Origin of the sequence: Bacteroides graminisolvens (assembly GCF_963666085.1) — a bacterium.
In the GTDB taxonomy this organism is placed as follows: Bacteria; Bacteroidota; Bacteroidia; order Bacteroidales; family Bacteroidaceae; genus Bacteroides; species Bacteroides graminisolvens.
This window is the reverse complement of record NZ_OY762556.1, coordinates 191,705-212,011: the sequence shown is the minus strand read 5'-3', so window position 1 is coordinate 212,011 and position 20,307 is coordinate 191,705. Positions and strand designations below refer to the sequence as shown.

The window sequence follows — 20,307 nt, the reverse complement described above, 5'->3', positions numbered from 1 at the left end:
ATAATCAATTTAATTAGGAATAATCAAGGTTATTGCTTCAGGAATGATGCCAATGTCAATAGGGAAGTGTTTGGGTAACAAGCGACCATCTAAGTCAACCGATGCATTTTTTGCTCGTAACACCCGTACTTTTTTGGTTCTATATGACTTCACCATTTTATGATTAAGAATTCGGCCCTCAATCAACATCCATAGTCCCCACACCAACTGAAGAAGTTCCGGGCGATGAATGACCGATACGTCGAGCCACCCGTTATAGGGAACAGCACTGGGCGTCTGACCATACCCTTTGGCACTTCCCACGCAGACGGTCATGATGCGACCCCTGATGTGTTCATCGTTTATCTTGAGATGGCTTCGGTAAAGCTTCCTCTCAAAGAACAATAAAAACAGTGCAGCCACATAAGATAAGAATTTAACTCCCCAGAAGCGTTTAGTCTGATCAGTAATAGATACAATTCTTGCCCCAAGGCCTATGTTTACAGCATTCAGAAAATACCGTTTCTCGTGAGATTTCCCATTATAATAACTGCAAACCCCCACATCTATTTTCTTTTTTCTGTTATTGATAATCCAGTCAACCGCCACTTTATAGTCAAGCGTCAGTCCCCAGTAGTCGGCAAAATCGTTACCAATCCCATTGGGAATTAAACCAATGGCAATGCTGCTTTTTTCGGGAGCGTCCGATGCCATTATTCCATTAATAGCATCATTTAGTGCACCATCACCACCCACTACTACAATGGTTTTATAACCGTTATTTGCAAACATACCGGCAATTCTCTCAACGGAGCCAAACCCTTCGGACTGTATATAATCATAGGCAACTTGTTTGTTGTCTATGTATTCTTTAATTTCCTTCCATCTTTTTTGAGCTTTTCTGGTACCGGCTCTGGGATTGTATATTACTCCCCATTTTCCTGAATCTACACTCATAGTTGTTCTTTTTTTAGAGAGTTACTAGAACTTCAAAGCACTAATCAATTGACGGAGGCTTTTTCAGTTCATCCTGATTAAATTAATTTTTTAACCAGTTCTATTTTTTCATCTGTAGGCATGGATGCCTGTATCCAATGTATCTTAAATCCTTTTCTTTCCATCCCCCTGAACCAAGTCATTTGTCGTTTGGCAAACTGATGAATGGCTATTTCCAGCTGTTTAAACATCTCTTCGAAACTGATTTCTCCGGTTACATACAGCGTGAGGTACTTATATTCCAGTCCGTAATAAATCAAATCTTCGGGCTGAATGCCTTTGTTCAGCAATTGCTGAACCTCCTCAACCATTCCTTCATCCAGTCTTTGACGCAAGCGTTTGGTTATTTTCTCCCGTCTAAGTTCCCTATCAATATCAACACCGATAATCAAACTGTTAATGGATGGAAACTCCCTGGCCGACAAATCATGAGTCGCATAATACTCTTCTATTTCAATGGCGCGAATGGCTCTTTTGGCCGTATCAACATCCGTCGAATTGTGGAGCGTTTTATAAGTCGATAATAGATCCGTCAGCTCCTCCAGCGTTTTACCGGCCAGCCTGGTTCTCAGTTCCGGGTTTTCAGGAACAGGAATTAACTGATACCCTTTGAGAACAGACTCCAGATATAAACCTGTTCCACCGCATAAAACAGGCAAACGGCCTTTTTGTTTAATGCTTTGGTAGGCATTTAGAAAATCACGTTGGTATTCAAATACATTGTACTTGTATCCGGGTTCTGCAATATCAATAAGATGATAAGGAATCTGCTTACCGTTGACTGTATAATCTGCCAGATCTTTTCCTGTTCCTAAATCCATCTCTCTGTATATTTGGCGAGAATCAGCACTGATAATTTCAGTGTCGAGTTCATAAGCCAATGTGGCAGCAAAAGAAGTTTTACCCGATGCAGTAGGACCCAGTATGGCAATTAAATCATAGTTTGGCATAGCAGTATCTGATTATATTTCTACAAAGATAACAAAAAAAGTGATTAACTCTTATGTAGCCAGATAGAAGCTATTTTTTTTCTGATTGCAATAATATTAATAACGGATACTAAGCTGAATAAAATAATACCAGCTACGTATGCCGGCCACATGATGGACATTTCCATTTGAGGAAACAACTGCATAAGCACTTCCGTGTACATACCACGCATATACATAACGATGCCGATGCTTAACGCCAATACGATGAGGTTTAGTCCGAGAGTCAGAACCTGATAGGGAATAGCTACTTTGGCCGGACTATAGCCAATAAGTAGCAAACTCTCCAGCTTAACCGTATTCTTCTGAAGCAGCAAGAAAATACTCAGCATCAGGATGTAGAACGAAAGAATGCTTATAAATAAGCCTACTCCCATGACGATACCCGTTATGAGTCTTAAGAAATAAGTTGTTTTACCGGCATCCAGCTTATCATTCTCAGCCTCGTAGCCTTTTTCTTGAAAATAGCGAGCTATTCCATCGTCGGCAGGATTGTCAACCTCAACAATTAGTCGCACAGGCTGAGGCTTATTCTCATCGGCAAACTCACTATTGGCCCATTTCATAAAATCTTCCGGTACCAAAATCGTATTCAATCTGTTTGAGAACCCCACAATGTTTCCTTTGTATTGCTCTAAACGTCCGTTTCCTTTGATGACAATATCCATCTGAATCAGTCCCATAACCCCCTCGGAAAGTTTAGGTAAACTACGTGATTGTGCGAACCCAAAATTGTATAAGTTCAAGTAACTCCGGGGTATTATGATAGGGATGGAGCGACTTTCTTTGTCGAAATGCCATTTGTCCAGACTAACATCCACAAACTTGTTGGGCACCGATTCAAAAAACATCTCTGTTGACAGACTGATACCTGCCTCTTTCATCCCAAAACCGGCTGATACTTTGAACTGCGAAGGAGTAAAAGCACCTACATCTTTTGAAAAACGTTGTTCCTGAAGCGACTTCAATTCATCTTCAGAGAAAGTATTCGTTTTACCTGCGAAAGACCCGATTGCACTGATTTTCTTTGTGACAATCAGATATTCCTTCTTCATAAAGCTGTCACCTTCCGTAAAGACAGGTATTACATCTTTATAAAACTGTATGCTTAATAAGACAATAGACATACCAAAGAGATTCGCCAGGAAAAAACCGGTTAGTTGTCCTATGCTAATGTGCTGGCGAAGAAGTTTCCAAAGAAGTTTCATTGTTTTACGGTTTTGAGCGGTTATGCCTGCTCCATGTTATACTTATAATTTTAATGTCTCAGTGTAAGGAAGCGTAATGTGCTTGCCAATAGAGGTTACGATGATACCCGCACCTTGCTTGTTGGCTTCATTCATTAGTATCCCCCCCATAATCTCTCCGTTTGTGTCATCCAGATGGCTCACCGGTTCATCCAGGAAGATAAAATCGAAAGGCTGGCAAAGCGAGCGTATGAATGCCACACGTTGTTGTTGCCCGAAAGACAACCGGCCTACTTTGCTATCTAGTTTGTCGGCAATTCCCATCGCCTCAAAGAATGAGACTATTTCTTTTTTGCTTTTAAAATGCGTTAAGTTATTCTTAAGCAATATGTTTTCCATGGCAGTAAGTTCAGTAAATAACCGCATATCCTGAAATAACATACTGATAGAATGCTTTCTGATTTCCACCCATTGTTTGATTTTATATGAACGGATGTTATCAGAATTAAAATTAATGATGCCTTGGTAATCTTTCCTGTAACCATAGATGAAGTTACACAAAGAAGACTTGCCGGTACCAGATGCCGCTTCAATCAGGTAAATTCCTTTTTTCTCAAAACGTATGTCTTTGTGCCAAACATCAGACTCTATTGAGTTGCGGTCAGCAAACACTGCTGGTAGTGTTTGCTGCAAGTGAATGCAGTCCATCATTTCTTTTCTTTATTATAAACCGGTAAATTGCTTTGCAAAGTTTACCATCTGTTTCAATGCATTTGTTTTTGGGTCCTTGAGCACGAGTGCTGCTTCACCTTTTCCGTTGTCATACCCTTTCACTTCCAGAAAAGAAATTTGAGAAGCTATGTTTCGGTACATTGCAAATTCTTCACCGTAGCTACTTAACTCATTTATAGCCGATAAATTCAAGATATTCTCGGCATTAAGTGCAAAATAGAAACTGTTTCCTGCTATGTTGGAAGCAAAAGGAGCGCTGGTCAGCGATTTTTCGGTTGTTTTACCTACCGAAGCAACCAAAGCCCTGTTGTTCGTTAAGTAAGCCAAGTTTCCACTTTTACCCGCATACATAGGTATAAAAGAAGTCATGGCATATTTTTTCAAAGCAGACACTGCTTCGTCATTATCAATTTCGGCATAAGCAATAAACCCCGGGATGCCAAACATCGAAAAATCAGTAATAGCTACAGCCACCTCACCATTTACATGCGTGATGAAGTTCTTCACCTCTTTTCTTTCAGCCCCGATGAATGCATTTTGAAACTCCCTATTCTCAGATAAAATGCCGTACAAGTCTTTCCCTTTGATGTTCATGCTGATATAGGCAACGGTTGAGGCTGGGAATAAACCGGTAAGCGAAGATTTTAGTTTGCCGAAAGCCTTTTGCTGTTTGTCGAGTTGAGCATTCAGCTCCTTGTTTTCACTATACGTTTCGTAGTTTATGCTTATTTTCCCATTCTCAAAACGAAGCGCACCTAACACAAATACTTCACGCAAATCAACATCATCAGACAATCCGAAGGCAATTTGTTTGGTATAGGCTTCGGGTAAGTCGCGCATGGAAGCAAAAAAAGTAATATCACCCTTTTGTTGTTCCATTTTAATGAACCCCTTATTCTTTACTCCGCTTTTTTCCGCATCCTGATCAAACAGTTTGGCAACAGTAGTCTGTACCTCTTTTGAAGCGGCGTTGACTGTGCCCGATACAAGCATAAAAGTACCTTCATTGTACATACACACGGAGCCATCGGTCATTGTTGTGAAATAGTAATCACCTTCCTCAACCGGCTTTTTGCAAAGCTGTTCGGACGCCATGGCCTCTAATGTAGCAGTAACCTTTTCCTCATTGTCGACCTTAATCAGCAGCGTGGGGTAGGGTAGCTTATGAGAACTGAAAAGATATACCGGTTGGTTCAGCGCCAAGCCACTTTCAGCCGGATCGGCTATGATTTTCTCCATCTGTTTATAGGCTGCTGCCCCCATACCCTCTTTCAAAGCATCCATTAGTTTGCCTTTCGTAGCTTGGTTCTCTTTGTCATTTAATCCTGATTTCTGAGCAATCGCCACTAAATCAAAGCGAGCCAAAACTTGCGTGTCGGCAGGTACAGCATTGGTATACTCTTTCTTATCAGAACACCCGGTTAAAACAATTATCAGTCCTATCAGAACCGATAAACAGCATGAAACATTTCTTTTCATAGTTATCGTTATATATCATCTATTCAATTTCATTTATCCATTTGCTAAAATCAGCGTATGGCAAGCCACAAGAGCAGCAGTCTCCGTGCGAAGCCTTGAATTGCCAAGGCTTATGGGAGTAAATCCCTTTTCTATTGCCTTGTTCACTTCCTCTTCGCTAAAATCGCCCTCGGGACCAATTAGTATCAGTGCATCTTCACCCGGTTTGATCACATCTTTTAAGTAAGGTTTTTCACCTTCGTAACAATGTGCTATAAATTTTTGTCCCTCGAAGTTGCCGGTTATGAATTTGTCGAAGTCAACCATTTCGTTTAGCTTAGGCAGTCTGGCTTTCAGCGATTGCTTCATGGCAGAAATCAATATCTTCTCAATGCGCTCGTTTTTAATGACTTTGCGTTCCGAATAGCGACAGTTCAGAAAAGTAAGTTCACTAAATCCAATCTCTGTAGCCTTTTCGGCAAACCATTCATTGCGATCCATATTCTTGGTCGGCGCCATGGCAATGTGCAGGTGGCACGGCCACAAAGGTTCCTGGAAAGTAGTCTCTTTAATTATGACGGAGCAACGTTTGTTGCTCGCAGCCGATATTTCAGCCTGATAAAAATAGCCATTTCCATCCGTGAGAGTTATTTCATCCCCCTCGCTGAGGCGGAGCACCCGCGTGCAGTGAGCAGCCTCTTCTTCAGGAAGTTCGGCTTTGGTCAGAATATCAGGAGTATAAAAAACATGCATGTTATTTTTGTTTTTTTATCTTGTCGCGTAAAACCGAGGCCAGTTCGTAGTTCTCATCTTTAATCGCCTTTTCCAAAGCCATCTCAAGCTCCTCAACAGACTCAGCTTCTTCGCTCTCATTTGCCGTTGAATAATCATCTCTCTCCTCATCCTCATCGTAAGGCATGCATTGAGTTTCTAAAATATCATCATACATGTATATCGGAGCGTGGAAAGTAAGAGCCAGCAAAATAGCGTCTGAAGTTCGGGCATCAATTGCAATCACATCATGATTGTGCTTTAAATAGACATAAGAATAAAAGATTCCCTCCTCCACTCTGTAGATAAGTACCTCACTGACTTGAATATTGAAAGTGCGAAGGCAACTTTTAAACAAATCATGAGTCATGGGGCGAGGTGTTTCTACTCCTTTCAGCTGCATGGTTATGGGGTTTGCTTCAGCGGGGCCTATAATGACAGGAACTTGTCGATTTCCGTTAAGCTCCCCCAATAACAGCGCATAGGTTCCGCTGGGTTCCTGAATATTAATCACCCCAATAACCAGTACTTCTGCTTTCTTTCTTTCCATTCTTACTTTATTTCCTGATTATGTTTGTATTTAAAGACGATAGCGAATAAAATGCCCACTGCCAGAGCATACGAAGCAAAGATGAACCACGAATGAGGCCAGCCAAAAATGTCAACTACCTCGCCGGCAGCATACGACCCCAGAAAAGCACCAAATCCGTTGGTCATGATCATGAACACACCTTGCGCGCTCGATCTGATGGAAGGATCCGTTTCTTTATCAACATACAGAGAACCTGAAATATTGAAGAAGTCAAATGCAACACCGTAAACTAACATGGAAAGTACTAACATCCATACGCCATCACCGGGATTACCGGTTCCTAATAAACCGAAACGGAGCACCCAGGCAAACATACTGATGAGCATCACATTCTTGATACCAAAACGTTTCAAGAAGAAAGGAATCAGCAGAATGCAAAGCGTTTCGGACATTTGCGATAAAGATATTAAGATATTGGCATGCTCCACTCCGAAAGTACCTTTGTAAGCATCAATCACTCCAAAGTGGTTGGTCAGGTAATCATTGGCAAATGCATTGGTAATTTGAAGCGATACCCCCAGCAGCATGGAGAAAACAAAGAAAATAGCCATTTTCTTTTGCTTGAAGAGCATGAATGCGCGCAGTCCCAGGGTGTCCACCCACGATTGATTCTTGCACGCTTTGCTTACTTCACAATTAGGAAGCGTAAAAGAATAAACTCCTAAAATGAATCCCAGCACAGCCGATGAGTAAAGTTGCATGGATGATTGAGCAAACCCAAGGAGATCGACCGCAATCATAGCGCAGATAAAACCAACTGTTCCCCATACCCGGATAGGCGGGAAAGCCTTTACTGTATCGAGGCCAGATTTGGCTAATGCGTTGTAAGCCACCGAGTTAGATAAAGAAATGGTGGGCATATAAAACATAACACTGCATAATATCAAGCTATAAAGCGGGAGATACTCTCGTTGCGGAGCAGCAACTACCAGTAATGCTGCACCTATGATGTGGCATATCCCGAGAAGTTTCTGGGCGGGAATCCATCTGTCGGCTATGATACCCATGATGGCGGGCATAAACAGAGAGGCAATACCCATTGTAGCAAAGAAACTGCCTATTTGGCGACCACTGAATGAGAGTTCACCGCCCAAATAGGCACCCAGAGAAATTAACCATGCTCCCCAAATTGCATATTGAAGGAAGTTCATGATCGTTAAACGAAACTTAATGCTCATAGCCTTAAATATATTTTTGTGTGTTCTTAAAAATACTGTAACATCAGTGCAAATGTATGTATTTTATTGGAAAATAAATGCTTTTTTGAGGAAAACCGGAAAAGTTCTCCTTATCATTATAGAATAGAATTAATTCTATTCGAACTAAAACTCAGAAATAAAAGCGTCAAAAGTTTCGGGAGCACAGGATTCCCCATATATTTTCTCATAGAGTCTTTTTCGTGCGGAAGTAACGGCTTGCTTGGAGCGTGAAACTAAATATGGAATATCCTTAATGGGAATTGAAATTTTAATAAGTAGGCAAATACGTTTTTCTATTTCGCTAATTGGATAAAGAGCATTAAGACGTTGGGTGAATAAATTGTAAGTATTGTCTACAGCATCTTGTAATGCATCCCAATCGTCATTAGTTATTTTTAATGTAGAATCGTTTGCGGATTTGTGAAATAGAATATAAATGTCAGATTGTTTGAGATTCATTTCAGCTAATTCTTCTTCTTTGAGTTTCGCCTTTATTTGTGTATTTGTTTGTTCTATAGCATTCTTTTGTGCTTTTAATAACTTTTCTTTTAGCGTATTGTATTCGCCTTTTGCGAGCTGTAATGTCTCTTCTAATTTTTTAATTTGTATCTTATTCTCTTCAATAAATTGAATGCTTCTTTTATATTGTTCTTCCTTAATCTGTTTTAGTTTGTTCAACTGTATTTGCCATTGAGCCTTTTTGCGCTTATTATATTGAATGTAGCTGACTATAAATGCTAATAGAAGAATAACTGCTATGGAAGCATATCCAATCCATAAAGTTTGATAGGCATTTTTTCTCCGCAATTTATTATTCTCATTTTCACGTAATTGATAGTTATAGAGCGAATGCTTCTTTTTTATGGTCTCTGTGGCCGTTATTTTTTGTATGGAATCCGTATAAGTATTGTAATCACGAAGTTGTTTTATTGCTGTATTGCAATCGGATTTTTCTATTGCAATGCTAGCCAGTCCCCAATGGGCCGATTGTTTAGCATAAACTGTGCCTTCATTTAGCATTTTGTTAAAAAAATAAACAGCAGAATCGGTTTTCCCTAATTTGTAATACAAATCTGCTGAAATAGAATATACCCCGCTGGCATAGCCTCTTTTAATATCTCTTGATGTGGACTGCAAGATTTGTTTGGCGAGGTTATACTTGTGAAGTTGCACATAAAGGCTAGCCAATCCATATTGCGTAACATCTATCAGATGTTTGTCTTTTATTTTTAAAGCTTGTTCATACGATTTTTTGTAATAGCATAACGCACTATCAGCATTATTAAGCCCTGTGAAGGTTCGTCCTATATCTCTTAAGTTATATACAATTCTTACACTGTCTTTTGCCATCTTATTGTAGTTGTAAGCTTCTTTGAAAGCATTCATGGCTAGATCATAAATGTCTTGATATAGATACAAAGTACCAGTTTGGCTATAAATCAGGCTAATTACTTTGTAATCAGGACTTTTCTTACTGGCTTCAATGGCTTTGTTGAAATAGTCCAATGCTTGTGGTGCATCACCTAAATCCCGATAAACACATCCCGTATAATAATAGGCTTCCGGTAAGTGTTTTTTGTCCTTATTCGATTGGTAATAGTGCAACACTCTTTGCATTAAGCTGTCAGAAGTGTGAGGAATGTATGCCTTATCTTTTGCTTTTGTATAAAGTAGATAATAATACATGCGGGTGTTTTCGGGCTCTTTAATTATATCTTTTTCGAGCTTCTCTAATAATAAAACTGCACTGTCTGGGTCTTGTATAACTATGGAATCTGCAATTTGCATAGGGCGTGGATAAGGCTTATTATTGCAAGAGTACAAGCAGAACAGAAAAATAAGTGTAAATAGAAACTGGATAGATGGCTTCATTTATAGTAATTGTTGTGTTTGCTGCAAAAATAAATAATTGATTGCTTTTTTCCTAGTATTATGGTTGGTAAAATTTGTTGCAAATCACATTTTTTTGTTTACATTCGCAATACATAGATGGAAATGAGTTTAATTTATATCATTTAAATAATGAGAGTGTTGTTTCTAGTGCCGATTATATTTTTCTTCTTCTTATGCTCATGCAGCAATGACAATGAAACGAATGAAACCTCCTCAACCGAAGCGTTTCAATATTTGGGTTTAAAAGATATTGCAAATGTCAGCAAAGCAGAAGAGGCTGTTTTTCGTGACTTTGGAGTTCCTTACCGATCTAAAATACAAATTATAGACAATTACATTTATGTTACCACCTTGACCGGTGTGTACCGAAAGCATATAAGCACGACCAATAACACTGATTGGGAACTGTTTGCATTTAAAGATCTTCCCATTATTCAGTTTGTAAAGAACGGTAATAAAATTTTGGCTATTTCCGGATGTGCTGATGAAAGGGCGTTTCTCTATTCATCGGACAATGGAGAAACCTACAAATCGATTACTCCCGGTTCATTCATTTTAAAAGAAAATGAGTATAAGGTAATCCCGTATTCAATAATTCAAAACCCCAAGAATCCCAACTCTATTTTGGCTCTGGTAGAACCGATTGGGGTGATCAAATCTACCAATTTTGGGCAAAGTTGGACGGTACTTAATAAAGAGTATGCAGGGTATCAGAATTGGTTTGTAGGGTTTAACCCCAACGATACAACCAATATTTATTATACAGGTGAATCTATGGCATTTGAGTCTCTTATGTATTCTTCGTATGACAACGGAAAAAACTGGCAATTAATAGAGTCAGTAGATAATAATTGCATTCACCACATTGAATTTCATCCTACTGATTCAAAGATACTACTCTATTCCGGAGAACTTATTATTAAAAAGTCCATTGATAAAGGTGAAACATGGAAAGCTGTATTAACTGGTGGCTTGTATTTCTTTAAAACTGTTTTTGACAAAAATACCCCCTCAGTTTTATATACTTCGGGAGTAAACAGATTACCGTATGAGAATCATAAGCTTATGATCTATCAATCAACTAATGGAGGTGATAGTTGGGAAACTCTTTTTCAGACAAACTTGTCGGGTATTGGCGGACTTATTGATTTTGAGTTATATAAAAATAGACTATATTTATATACTTATACGGATGGTGTCTATATGCTGGAGGTTGGTAATAAAAATAAGGAATAGAGACTTATTTTTCTTTGAACAATTTTTAAATGCAAAGAAGGGGCTCTTCCCTGATGCGAGTAAAGGTGTCTAATCATAATAAATACAAATAATATTCTATGAAACACACATTAATTCTTTTTTACGTCTTTAGGAATAATATTTGTTATGTAAAAACAGGATGTACAAAAGAAATTTCGTAAATATCTGATTTGTGACAGTGATTTGTTCAATTTTCGAGGCCTTAGTTTAAACTTTTGCATGTAATGCGGATTGATTAACCACAAAATTCTACCACTAATCTTATAACCGTTTATTTTGAGAAGTTCCTCGAATCTTTCGATTGTGACACCACATCTTTTTATTTCCATTAATTCATCTATGCAAGCCTGGTTTTCTCCAAATGCTTTTAGTAATGTACGATATAAAAAACTTGGAAGTAAATGAATAAATGGCAGTTTCGAGCAAATTTTATGATGACATATTTGTTGATGACCTCCAAATGGCATTTGCCATGCTGGAAACCCCCAAAAAACAACTCCTTTATGAGTTAAAAAAGACTTTAGATGTGCCATAAACCTTTCTTTTTCTTCTACGTGCTCTATTACATCATGAACTAGAATGATGTCATACAAATGTTTATGTATAGAGACTTCAATATTAAAGAAATCTGAAGTGATGAAATTCCCATTTTGGCCAAATCTAATAAAGAAATCTTTTGCTTGTGAGATTCTCGTTGAAGAACGGTCTATTCCTGTTACTTGGCAACCTGCTTTTGCAAAAGGTAAAAGATTTCCTCCTTCACCACATCCCACTTCCAATATGTTTGTTTCTGAGTCTATTGAAATGAAATTCTTCAGGTAGTCTATATAATATTCCTGCGCGGAATTAGCTGACTCTTCAAAATAGCGGAGTCTATCTAAATGTCTTTCTTGCATGTTCTTTTTATTTGCAAACATAGTTCTGAATGTGTTGCTTCTTATGATTTTATAGTACGCATTTGGTACGCATTTGTGTTTTTGGGCGTGAATTGAGTATAAAATTGGTTTTTATTAATGCACATTATACGCTTTCTGTGCAGTACAAATTAAGATTAGTAGAGAAGTGAGTTAGAAATTTTGGGATAATCTATTATATTTTAAACGAAATGAAAAGAAAGTAAGTAGGCTCAACCCGATAATTAGTGAGATGAATAATATAGTATGTTATTTGTATTAATCATGGTTACTTTTTTTTTATAATACCTGCTTCACTAATTATCAAATGACAAACTCATTTCTTTAAAATTTAGGGTTAATTTATTGAAAGACATCAATATGTCTTGTCCTAAATGACCATCATAATTTGTAAGATACGAGAGCTCGTCTGTTAATACAATAATAGTGGGAACTGTCATCTTTTGTCCTCCGATCTTCAATGGGATATTTTTCAATTCATGCACATTGTTATCGGCAGTACCGCCTATCCCTTCCCGTCGTATTGTATTTGAAGTTGCTTTCTCTTTTATTTCAGTATTGTGCGCGGCGAAATATTTTGAGGAAAACTTGCTTGTATTAGCACCAGTATCTAATACGAAAAGTACTGTATCGCTATTCGCCTCAAATTGAACAATAGGCAAGGTGTTATCCAAAAAGAGATTGCATAAATTACCCTTTTGCGGATTGGCAATCACGTTAATGTTTTTATTTTTGTATATTTCTATTTCTTTCATTTGGTTCATGACAGGGAAACCTATAATTCCATGGATTACATAATTGGCTGCCGGAAATGTGAGTAATTCATCAGGCATTACCTTAAAAACGACGTTTTCAAACATTAAGTCACCAATCCATAGTTTATCAGCTAAGCCAACTTTTGATTGGACTTTCTTGCCTACTGCTCCTTCTATACTTGCTTCGGATTCAAGTATTCGGATTCCCAATCGTCGAGCACTGCTTTCGGTTACAATATTCGAAGCTCCTGTATCAAAAATGAAATTCTCTGATTGCTCGCCACTTGATACATTTAGTATTATATGATTGTACTGATTGAGCGATATAGGAATACTTACGTCAGTGGTTATATGCATTTTTTGTACAGGGAACTTTCTTAATGAATTGACAAAATCGTATTTTTCTTTACGCGACCTAGTCAATTCTGCACTGTCTACAGCATGACCATACTTGTCAATAGCGATTTTTAACGCCTCTGCGGCCTTTTTGTAGTGATATTGATTAAATAAATTGTCGTATTTTATTGCGTATATCCTATAAAGAAAGGCATCACTCAAAGATTTTCTATAATTGTTGAGTAGTTTGTCAATAGTTAGCAAAGATTGCTCAGTTTGATTGAAGGCATCTTGCAAGTTAGCTTCAATATACAATACAATATGTTGAGGTAACTCATCCTTTTTTTCTTGCAATAAAGTTTTAAGTCGAAAAAAGTCCTTTCTGTCAAGCATTTGAAGCAAACGCTGTTCTGTTGATGGATTATCAGAAGTTCGGTTTGTATTCAATTCCTTTGTGTGTTTTTGCTGAACACCTGTTAAGGAATTGCTTTTTGCGGCATGTGTCTCAAATAGTAATAGGGTAAGAAGTAGAATGAAATTATTAGTATTCATATAAACAGATTTTATAATTTAAGTCAAAAGATCTCATAATCATCAGTGTTTTTTATCAGACATTTATCGTTTAGTTGAAGTATGCCTTCATGCGATGTGGCAAAATTACTGAATAACACTAATAAAGATTAAAGACTTGTGTTACACGAATATATGCTACTGTTACATCTTTAAACAAAATGAGAAGAAAGTAAGACCTGTATGGGGAAGTTTCTTTTATTTTATATATGGAATACGGGCAAAAAAAAATGATTGTCGTTGCGGAGGTTCTCTTGATGGATAAGTACCTGATTATCAGTTAGTTATAAATTTTACAAGAGTTAAAAAGATGGTTAAAATCGGTGTTTTAGATCAATTTTGCAACAGTTTTGCAATAGTTTCTGGTGGTTCTAATGTATATAAAAACGAAAAAAGTCCTATTGTACTGAAATTAAGGAGTGGTAGAATACGCAAGCAAATTGTTACTGGATATTCTATTAATCCTAATCATTGGGATAGCGATGCCCAAAGGGTTATTAAGGGAACTAAAGATGCGTTATTGGTAAATCAGAAATTAGAATCTATAGAGGCAATTATAGTTGAGGTTAAATTAGCAAACGGTTCTATGTCTGATGTCCTGAGAAGATTATGTTGCAGTTCCATTGAATTACGTGATTATGTTCAAACTATAATTGATATTTTGTTGGTGAATGGAAAAGCTCGAAATGCAAGGATATATTGCAGTTTCCAAAAGTCTAGTCCTGTTGCGTTTGAAAAGAAAGTAATTACTGAAGAAATAATATTAGATTTATCACAGTTATAATAATTAAAGCTCTCTATTTAGAGAGCTTTGTGTGTTTTTAAGAATTTGTTTTTCTTGTGTTAATTATCTGATTATCAGTTGTTTAAAAATATTTTTTTAACTTTTATTTATTTCTATATCGGCATTAAAAAAGAAATAAATACCTTTGTCAAATAAATCACAAAAATGAGCACCGATTTTTTAAAAAATGGCTTATTTAAAGAAAATTGTTTCTTTGATGATTTTGACAATATTATTGGTATTAACATTAACACTAATAATGAAATTGAATTAATTTATAAAAATCGCAATGGAATATCTAAAATGCGTATAATTCCACGTGATTGTTTTCAAATTTTAAAAAACGATGAAGCTATTATTATTATTATTAAAACCAAATGTAATTAAGTGGTAGTTTTTTAAAGGTTCTCATTAATTTGAGAGCCTTTTTTATATTTTTAACAAATTTGGGATGAGTGGTATAATAATATTTATAGTTGATTATATGTTATTTTGATAAGTAACTTTTTGCTTTTATGGCCCAATTTTGGACGTTTTGCGCGGATAATCCGAATACAATGTTTTATTTTTACATTATAATTGTTAATAACTCCACCTGTTTTATTATTATGTGTCTAGTGTATTGATAATCAGGAGTTTAAGTGGTGTTTTTGGAAAATGTTTAGATTTTAATAGTTAAACAATGATTTACATTGCTATTTTTTTGTATCTGCTACTATATTTGCAAATGTTCATTATGTTGATGAGCATTAATATTTTATTTATGAAAAATAATAATTTAAAAGTAGGGGATGTTGTTTATTTGAACTTACCTCCAGATGTTAAACTAACAGTCACTTCAATCGAAGAAACTAAAGTGAAAGTGGCATATTTTAGTACTGAAAGACAAAGTTTTGAAAGTACAGAGTTTTTTATTGATACAGTTAAACTGTACAATCCAAAAGAGGCTTTATTAAATTGTGTTGCACCTAGAGTTTCTGGACGTTAAATTAAAGGTTCTCATTAATTTGAGGACCTTTTATGTTTCACGCATAATTAAAAAGATATAATATTAGAAAAGATGAAATTAATATACTAATAATAAACATAAATTATAAAACCTTTTTATGAATAAAAATTGAAAATTAAATATTCAACTAACCGTAGCCTGCTTACTTGTTTTGGTTGGAGTCGGATTGTTGATTGCTGGCTTCTGTGTTGCGCCTGTTGGCATAATAGACAGCTCTATCCTTGTAGCTTTTGGAGAAGTATGCACTTTTGCGGGTGCTTTATTCGGAGTTGATTATCATTATAGAAAAATTCAAAGTTAATTATATTAGCCTGTAGTCTGGTGATTACAGGCTTTTTTGTTTCTTTGCAGAAAAAGAATTAAATATGATAGATAAATTTAATATTGAAACTGATATTCCAGAAGAAAATGAATTGCTGGATTATGTAATTCAATTAATGGGCGAGTATTGTCCATATATAGACTATGATTATGATATAGGTGAATTTTATTCTGATAGGTCTTTTAATCCTGCTTCATTGTATACGTTTAAGAATCGGTATAATAATTACTTTGGTATATATTTTACCTATGACAAATATATGTCTGATTTAGATATACAAAATACACTTAAAATACGTAATATTGATTCTGAAAAGTTTTGGTATCTATTGTTGTTTATTTATGATTATTGCAATGGTGAATGTACAAGCGGATATAGATGCAAAAAAAGCTCAAGGGAGGAATTAGAGGATTTAATAAGGGCAATAGATGATAATATTAAAGGTTATGATTATAAAGGTAATAAACCATTTCGTATGAAATCTGATAAAGAATTAAAGCTAACACTCCATATAGATAATAAACAGGCTTTCACAATAAAGAATCCGGATACATTATTTTTTATTTCTCTTTTTTGCAACTCTTGCCTAATTGAAAGTGAAAAACTAGATTCAAATTCTTTTTATAAAAGGATGGATCATAGAAGTTTTGAGGAATTTAGTTCGATTGAGTCTAATTCATATTTTATTTATTTTTTCGCCTCAATGTTTGTTAAATTTTTGAGCTTAATCCTCAATTTAAAGCTCAGAAAAGAAAGGATTCAGGAAAGTTATTATTAATATCTAGACTTATATATTTCGTAGAATTATCTAGGAACGAAAATTTCAATGTTGGAGATGAAACTCTAAAAGGATATATAAAACAATATAAAAACGCTAAAAGGGATAAACTTAATGATATATATTGGCAATAATAAAGCATTTATTAGGCGTATTTATTAGTTTTTTGCTTTTGTTTTTCAGAAGGGGGGGGTGTTTGAATAAAAATTTTATTCTATTTACACTGGTTTTATTTGCTTGATCTTTGTGGCGTAAAGGAAAACAGCTAATAAATGTTTTATGAGTTGAATTCTCCTTTTCAATTTAATATGCAAAACATTTTCAAGGCACTTAGTGCCACAAAGAGAAATTTAGAAACGCTTAGAGCGAATTCTGTTGATCAATCAATTATTACCGCTGTAGAAAAGCAAATTGTTCAGGTTGAAAGAAAGCTTAGTAGATGTGTTGTACTTGACGAATTTAAGGTGAGAACTCAGATCAATGATCATATAGTTATATATTCTATATATACAACTTGTAGTGATGGTGATAAAATTGATATTCAGGAGTTTAGATATTTTGATAGCGATAATCTAATAGTGGCGATTAACAACGCTCAAAATGATGGATTTAACCTATCGACTATTGAAAGGGCGTACTGTGGTGGTTCTACTATTCCAAAGGATAAATACAATAAGGGTTTTATGTCAGGTGCGTTTTATATATCTCTATTTACTGAAAAGGGAAGGGAAAAAGTTGATATATATATGATGTGGGCAAAAGATTCTACATCAATTTATTATCGCTTAATACGAAACAAAGAAAGTGTCTAAATATTGGGTAAAGGGTTTAATAGACCCATAGTGAAGAACGAGCTTTCCAAGCATTATCGGCTTTAACCAGTGAAATAAATTCTGAGACAGACTTCATTGCCCTGCTAAACACAGCCTATAGCAACAGTATAGGGTAGGCGAGAGTGATGGGAAGAGGTATTAAACCACCTCTTTCCCATTCTTCAGTTGTATTATTAACTAATAACGTTTTAAATATATGAATGATTTCTTTTTAATAGAAAGGGTTGTAGATTACTGCAATCAATTGAGAACAGAATCTACTGATGTAGTAACCTCGTATCGTGATCTACAAGCTGCTGGTATTAGAATAGCGTATAGGCCTCGTCTAAGACCTAGTGGAGAGATTGTTATTTTAGATAGGGATAGTCAAAGAGAGATGGGAATAAACGAACGTGGGATATATATTCCACCTCCAATAAGATGCGTTGCACCGTCTGATTATAATTTGATAGATATTGAGACTAACGAACCAATAAGTTCTGGTGAATACTGTGTCATATATGGTGATCTAACCGATAAGGCAAAAGCTTTTTTTGCTTTACTAAGAGAGGAGGATAATCCTGATCTTTATGATTATCCGTTTTTTGATATGCGTGGGAGACGATGAAAAGAGACAATCAATTATTTAAGGGGTATGGGGCAATATTTTATGGGAAACACCGTTTAAACCACACCCAACCCGAATTCACACGGATGGCAATTTTCTAGGTTTTCAAATTTACCCTACGAAGACTTGTAATGTGGATTTAATATTATATATTTGCCCTGTAATCCCTTCAAGAGAATCGTTCCGATAATATTTTAGTATATATTTATTGATGTTTTGTGGGCGACTGATTTTTTGTTTTGTGCAACGTTTTTGCAACATAGTTCAAAAACCTATATTTCTTAATGCGTCTAACTAATTGATTATCAGTCGTTTCTCACTTACGGGCAAAAAAAAAATTGATTGTCGTCGCGACAACCAATCTTTATAACCTTAAATCTAATACCATGAAAAACACAGTGCAAATATAAAGCGTTTTATGCTTTAAAACATAGTATTAGACTAAAAATCTTATCTTATTTAACTTTAATTATGCTTTAATGCTGTTATTCTACGTATAAAACCAATCCTTTTAAGTATTCACCTTCAGGATGATAGATGTTGACCGGATGGTCTGCCGGCTGAGTAAGCTGATGTAGTATTCGCACACTGCGTCCCGACATGGCAGCAGCGGTGAACACGGCCGTACGGAAATTATCTTTTGTAACGACCTGTGAGCACGAGAATGTGAACAAAATGCCGCCCGGTTTTATTTTCTCAAAGGCTTTGGCATTAAGCTTTCTGTAACCTTGCAGTGCGTTGCGCAGTGCGTCTTTGTGCTTGGCAAATGCGGGTGGATCTAAAACGATAAGATCATATTGATCACCCATGCGGTCAAGGTACTTGAAGGCATCTTCTGCATAAGAGGTATGTCTGCTGTCATTGGGGAAATTCAATTCCACATTCTTGTTGGTGAGGTCAACCGCTTTGGCCGAGCTGTCCACCGAGTGCACCAGCTTGGCGCCGCCTCTCATGGCGTAGAACGAAAAACCACCCGTGTAGCAGAACATGTTGAGCACGCTGCGATCTTTGGCATATCGTTCAAGCAATGCCCGGTTTTCACGTTGATCGACAAAAAAGCCTGTCTTTTGCCCTTTTAGCCAGTCCACGTGGAATTTCAATCCGTATTCTTGGGCTATATTATCACTGCTACCTCCTTTAAGGAAGCCGTTTTCCGGAAAAAGATCGGCTTTGAAAGGAAGCGTTGTTTCTGATTTGTAGTAGATGTTCTTGATGCTTTCGCCCATTACCTCGCTTAGCGCTTGGGCTATCTCCATGCGGTCCATGTGCATACCAGCCGAATGCGCCTGCATAACCGCGGTGGCTGCATACACATCAATGATAAGTCCGGGCAGGTTGTCGCCTTCACCGTGCACCAACCGATAGGTATTGTTCGTTGGGTGCGCTGCCACACCAATGCTCTTACGCATATCGTAAGCTATTTGAAGTTTTTGCTTCCAGAAATCGAGATTGACCTCTTCTTGTTTGAAGCTGAGCACGCGCACGGCAATACTACCAATTTGAAAATGTCCTTCAGCAATGAATTCGTTCTTCGATGTATAGATTTCTACCACTTCGCCTTCATCGGGTTCACCGTCAATGTGTGATATGGCTCCCGAGAAAATCCATGGATGAAATCTCTTTAATGATTCCTCTTTACCTGCTTTCAGATATACTTTTTTATAAGACATATTTTTGTTTAAGAATTACTTGTTTTCTGTAGACTCTGTTGTGAATGATGTACTTTGAATCACTTCTTCTTCCGGCGCTACCTCATAATTGCCGTTCTCTTGCAGCTCTTGCAACAGGTTATATATGCGCAGACAAGACCAGGCATCGGTTGCTGCATATAGTTTTTGGGCATCGCTAAGCACATCGGCTTCCCAGTTGGAGAGACGCTGTGATTTTGATATTTTTTCGTCGAACAAAATACCGTATATCTTTTGCAAACTCTTGTCGCGTATGCCAAACTGATTCACATACTCCTGCAACTCAATGCAGGCTTGTTGCTTGAATGAAGCTCTCTTTCGAAGCATCATGAAATCATCTTTCAACGAAAGTCCCACTTTGATGACGTGGGGATTTTCTAATAATTGTATGATAGAAGGAGTCAGCCCTATCATATTTAAACGGAATAAGAAACATATGTCATCTGACGATATTTGCAGCAAAGCCACTTTGTGCGATTGCCCTTTGGTAAAGGACGGCCGTGTTTCACTATCAATTCCAATCACTTTTTGTGAGGAAAGATACTCCACCGCTTTTTCCGCTTCCGTTTCTGTTTGTACAACAAATATTCTACCGGGAAAAAAAGCCTTGGGCAGTTCTGAAATAGTCTGTTTGGATATGTTTCTTTTTATAATCATA

21 protein-coding genes are annotated in these 20,307 nt (G+C 36.6%); 8 read left to right on the top strand and 13 right to left on the bottom strand.

Going from position 1 to position 20,307, the window contains the following annotated elements; genetic code table 11:
* Positions 1-9: 9 nt before the first annotated feature.
* The 9 genes from ACKPCE_RS00965 to ACKPCE_RS00925 form a co-directional block, all read right to left on the bottom strand.
* Entirely contained in the window at positions 10-936 is a 927-nt protein-coding gene (locus tag ACKPCE_RS00965) for a diacylglycerol/lipid kinase family protein (protein ID WP_319503873.1), read from the bottom strand.
* Positions 937-1,013: 77 nt separating this feature from the next.
* Positions 1,014-1,925 carry a tRNA (adenosine(37)-N6)-dimethylallyltransferase MiaA gene (gene miaA / locus ACKPCE_RS00960; RefSeq protein WP_319503872.1) on the bottom strand — a complete coding sequence of 304 codons (912 nt, stop codon included), beginning with the start codon at positions 1,923-1,925 and terminating at the stop codon, positions 1,014-1,016.
* A 44-nt stretch (positions 1,926-1,969) separates the two neighbouring features.
* The gene (locus ACKPCE_RS00955; protein WP_319503871.1) at positions 1,970-3,172 is read right to left on the bottom strand and encodes a transporter; all 1,203 of its coding nucleotides are present in this window, start codon (positions 3,170-3,172) and stop codon (positions 1,970-1,972) included.
* A 42-nt stretch (positions 3,173-3,214) separates the two neighbouring features.
* Positions 3,215-3,859, bottom strand: a complete 645-nt coding sequence (locus ACKPCE_RS00950) for an ATP-binding cassette domain-containing protein (RefSeq protein ID WP_319505891.1) — start codon at positions 3,857-3,859, stop codon at positions 3,215-3,217.
* 15 nt (positions 3,860-3,874) lie between these two features.
* The gene (locus tag ACKPCE_RS00945) at positions 3,875-5,362 is read right to left on the bottom strand and encodes a DUF4836 family protein (RefSeq protein WP_319503870.1); all 1,488 of its coding nucleotides are present in this window, start codon (positions 5,360-5,362) and stop codon (positions 3,875-3,877) included.
* Between the two features lie 33 nt (positions 5,363-5,395).
* Positions 5,396-6,094 carry a 16S rRNA (uracil(1498)-N(3))-methyltransferase gene (locus ACKPCE_RS00940; RefSeq protein ID WP_277638856.1) on the bottom strand — a complete coding sequence of 233 codons (699 nt, stop codon included), beginning with the start codon at positions 6,092-6,094 and terminating at the stop codon, positions 5,396-5,398.
* 1 nt (position 6,095) lies between these two features.
* Positions 6,096-6,662 (bottom strand): bifunctional nuclease family protein, encoded by a 567-nt coding sequence (locus tag ACKPCE_RS00935; RefSeq protein WP_319503869.1) that lies wholly within the window; start codon positions 6,660-6,662, stop codon positions 6,096-6,098.
* A 2-nt stretch (positions 6,663-6,664) separates the two neighbouring features.
* Positions 6,665-7,882 (bottom strand): nucleoside permease, encoded by a 1,218-nt coding sequence (locus ACKPCE_RS00930; protein WP_319503868.1) that lies wholly within the window; start codon positions 7,880-7,882, stop codon positions 6,665-6,667.
* Positions 7,883-8,026: 144 nt separating this feature from the next.
* A complete protein-coding gene (locus ACKPCE_RS00925) occupies positions 8,027-9,691 on the bottom strand; it encodes a tetratricopeptide repeat protein (protein WP_319503867.1) in 1,665 nt (554 codons plus the stop codon).
* A gap of 234 nt (positions 9,692-9,925) precedes the next feature.
* On the opposite strand from ACKPCE_RS00925, the gene ACKPCE_RS00920 reads away from it, so the two are divergent.
* The gene (locus ACKPCE_RS00920; protein ID WP_319503866.1) at positions 9,926-11,032 is read left to right on the top strand and encodes a WD40/YVTN/BNR-like repeat-containing protein; all 1,107 of its coding nucleotides are present in this window, start codon (positions 9,926-9,928) and stop codon (positions 11,030-11,032) included.
* Between the two features lie 110 nt (positions 11,033-11,142).
* Here ACKPCE_RS00920 and ACKPCE_RS00915 read toward each other — a convergent pair whose 3' ends face one another.
* Both ACKPCE_RS00915 and ACKPCE_RS00910 read right to left on the bottom strand, forming a co-directional pair.
* Complete coding sequence (locus tag ACKPCE_RS00915; protein ID WP_319503865.1) at positions 11,143-11,949, bottom strand: class I SAM-dependent methyltransferase; 807 nt, start codon at positions 11,947-11,949, stop codon at positions 11,143-11,145.
* Between the two features lie 314 nt (positions 11,950-12,263).
* On the bottom strand, positions 12,264-13,610 hold the full coding sequence (locus tag ACKPCE_RS00910; RefSeq protein WP_319503864.1) for an aspartyl protease family protein: 1,347 nt from the start codon (positions 13,608-13,610) through the stop codon (positions 12,264-12,266).
* A gap of 328 nt (positions 13,611-13,938) precedes the next feature.
* Between ACKPCE_RS00910 and ACKPCE_RS00905 the strand changes: the two genes are divergently transcribed.
* The 7 genes from ACKPCE_RS00905 (at position 13,939) to ACKPCE_RS00875 (ending at position 17,961) form a co-directional block, all read left to right on the top strand.
* The gene (locus ACKPCE_RS00905) at positions 13,939-14,412 is read left to right on the top strand and encodes an Arm DNA-binding domain-containing protein (RefSeq protein WP_319503863.1); all 474 of its coding nucleotides are present in this window, start codon (positions 13,939-13,941) and stop codon (positions 14,410-14,412) included.
* A gap of 165 nt (positions 14,413-14,577) precedes the next feature.
* On the top strand, positions 14,578-14,799 hold the full coding sequence (locus ACKPCE_RS00900) for a hypothetical protein (RefSeq protein ID WP_319503862.1): 222 nt from the start codon (positions 14,578-14,580) through the stop codon (positions 14,797-14,799).
* Positions 14,800-15,175: 376 nt separating this feature from the next.
* Positions 15,176-15,400: a hypothetical protein gene (locus ACKPCE_RS00895; RefSeq protein ID WP_319503861.1), complete on the top strand. Its 225-nt coding sequence runs from the start codon at positions 15,176-15,178 to the stop codon at positions 15,398-15,400.
* Between the two features lie 142 nt (positions 15,401-15,542).
* Positions 15,543-15,722, top strand: a complete 180-nt coding sequence (locus ACKPCE_RS00890) for a hypothetical protein (RefSeq protein ID WP_319505890.1) — start codon at positions 15,543-15,545, stop codon at positions 15,720-15,722.
* Between the two features lie 64 nt (positions 15,723-15,786).
* Entirely contained in the window at positions 15,787-16,521 is a 735-nt protein-coding gene (locus ACKPCE_RS00885; RefSeq protein WP_319503860.1) for a hypothetical protein, read from the top strand.
* Between the two features lie 272 nt (positions 16,522-16,793).
* Positions 16,794-17,333: a hypothetical protein gene (locus ACKPCE_RS00880; protein ID WP_319503859.1), complete on the top strand. Its 540-nt coding sequence runs from the start codon at positions 16,794-16,796 to the stop codon at positions 17,331-17,333.
* A gap of 217 nt (positions 17,334-17,550) precedes the next feature.
* Positions 17,551-17,961, top strand: coding sequence for a hypothetical protein (locus ACKPCE_RS00875; RefSeq protein ID WP_319503858.1), 411 nt, complete (start codon positions 17,551-17,553; stop codon positions 17,959-17,961).
* A 485-nt stretch (positions 17,962-18,446) separates the two neighbouring features.
* Here the strand turns inward: ACKPCE_RS00875 and ACKPCE_RS00870 are convergent, their stop codons facing one another.
* Positions 18,447-19,631, bottom strand: a complete 1,185-nt coding sequence (locus ACKPCE_RS00870) for a class I SAM-dependent rRNA methyltransferase (protein ID WP_319503857.1) — start codon at positions 19,629-19,631, stop codon at positions 18,447-18,449.
* 15 nt (positions 19,632-19,646) lie between these two features.
* Positions 19,647-20,306, bottom strand: coding sequence for a 3'-5' exonuclease (locus ACKPCE_RS00865; protein WP_319503856.1), 660 nt, complete (start codon positions 20,304-20,306; stop codon positions 19,647-19,649).
* Position 20,307 lies beyond the last annotated feature (1 nt).

What these genes read in the sequence shown, in the direction of transcription:
- ACKPCE_RS00935 (WP_319503869.1), bottom strand. Translation starts at nt 6,662, where the DNA reads ATGGAAAGAAAGAAAGCAGAAGTACTGGTTATTGGGGTGATTAATATT.
- ACKPCE_RS00930 (WP_319503868.1), bottom strand. Translation starts at nt 7,882, where the DNA reads ATGAGCATTAAGTTTCGTTTAACGATCATGAACTTCCTTCAATATGCA.
- ACKPCE_RS00875 (WP_319503858.1), top strand. Translation starts at nt 17,551, where the DNA reads ATGAATGATTTCTTTTTAATAGAAAGGGTTGTAGATTACTGCAATCAA.
- ACKPCE_RS00910 (WP_319503864.1), bottom strand. Translation starts at nt 13,610, where the DNA reads ATGAATACTAATAATTTCATTCTACTTCTTACCCTATTACTATTTGAG.
- ACKPCE_RS00880 (WP_319503859.1), top strand. Translation starts at nt 16,794, where the DNA reads ATGTTTTATGAGTTGAATTCTCCTTTTCAATTTAATATGCAAAACATT.
- ACKPCE_RS00905 (WP_319503863.1), top strand. Translation starts at nt 13,939, where the DNA reads ATGGTTAAAATCGGTGTTTTAGATCAATTTTGCAACAGTTTTGCAATA.
- ACKPCE_RS00895 (WP_319503861.1), top strand. Translation starts at nt 15,176, where the DNA reads ATGAAAAATAATAATTTAAAAGTAGGGGATGTTGTTTATTTGAACTTA.
- ACKPCE_RS00925 (WP_319503867.1), bottom strand. Translation starts at nt 9,691, where the DNA reads ATGCAAATTGCAGATTCCATAGTTATACAAGACCCAGACAGTGCAGTT.
- ACKPCE_RS00945 (WP_319503870.1), bottom strand. Translation starts at nt 5,362, where the DNA reads ATGAAAAGAAATGTTTCATGCTGTTTATCGGTTCTGATAGGACTGATA.
- ACKPCE_RS00885 (WP_319503860.1), top strand. Translation starts at nt 15,787, where the DNA reads ATGATAGATAAATTTAATATTGAAACTGATATTCCAGAAGAAAATGAA.
- ACKPCE_RS00955 (WP_319503871.1), bottom strand. Translation starts at nt 3,172, where the DNA reads ATGAAACTTCTTTGGAAACTTCTTCGCCAGCACATTAGCATAGGACAA.
- ACKPCE_RS00920 (WP_319503866.1), top strand. Translation starts at nt 9,926, where the DNA reads ATGAGAGTGTTGTTTCTAGTGCCGATTATATTTTTCTTCTTCTTATGC.
- ACKPCE_RS00865 (WP_319503856.1), bottom strand. Translation starts at nt 20,306, where the DNA reads ATGATTATAAAAAGAAACATATCCAAACAGACTATTTCAGAACTGCCC.
- ACKPCE_RS00915 (WP_319503865.1), bottom strand. Translation starts at nt 11,949, where the DNA reads ATGCAAGAAAGACATTTAGATAGACTCCGCTATTTTGAAGAGTCAGCT.
- ACKPCE_RS00900 (WP_319503862.1), top strand. Translation starts at nt 14,578, where the DNA reads ATGAGCACCGATTTTTTAAAAAATGGCTTATTTAAAGAAAATTGTTTC.
- ACKPCE_RS00870 (WP_319503857.1), bottom strand. Translation starts at nt 19,631, where the DNA reads ATGTCTTATAAAAAAGTATATCTGAAAGCAGGTAAAGAGGAATCATTA.
- miaA (WP_319503872.1), bottom strand. Translation starts at nt 1,925, where the DNA reads ATGCCAAACTATGATTTAATTGCCATACTGGGTCCTACTGCATCGGGT.
- ACKPCE_RS00950 (WP_319505891.1), bottom strand. Translation starts at nt 3,859, where the DNA reads ATGGACTGCATTCACTTGCAGCAAACACTACCAGCAGTGTTTGCTGAC.
- ACKPCE_RS00940 (WP_277638856.1), bottom strand. Translation starts at nt 6,094, where the DNA reads ATGCATGTTTTTTATACTCCTGATATTCTGACCAAAGCCGAACTTCCT.
- ACKPCE_RS00965 (WP_319503873.1), bottom strand. Translation starts at nt 936, where the DNA reads ATGAGTGTAGATTCAGGAAAATGGGGAGTAATATACAATCCCAGAGCC.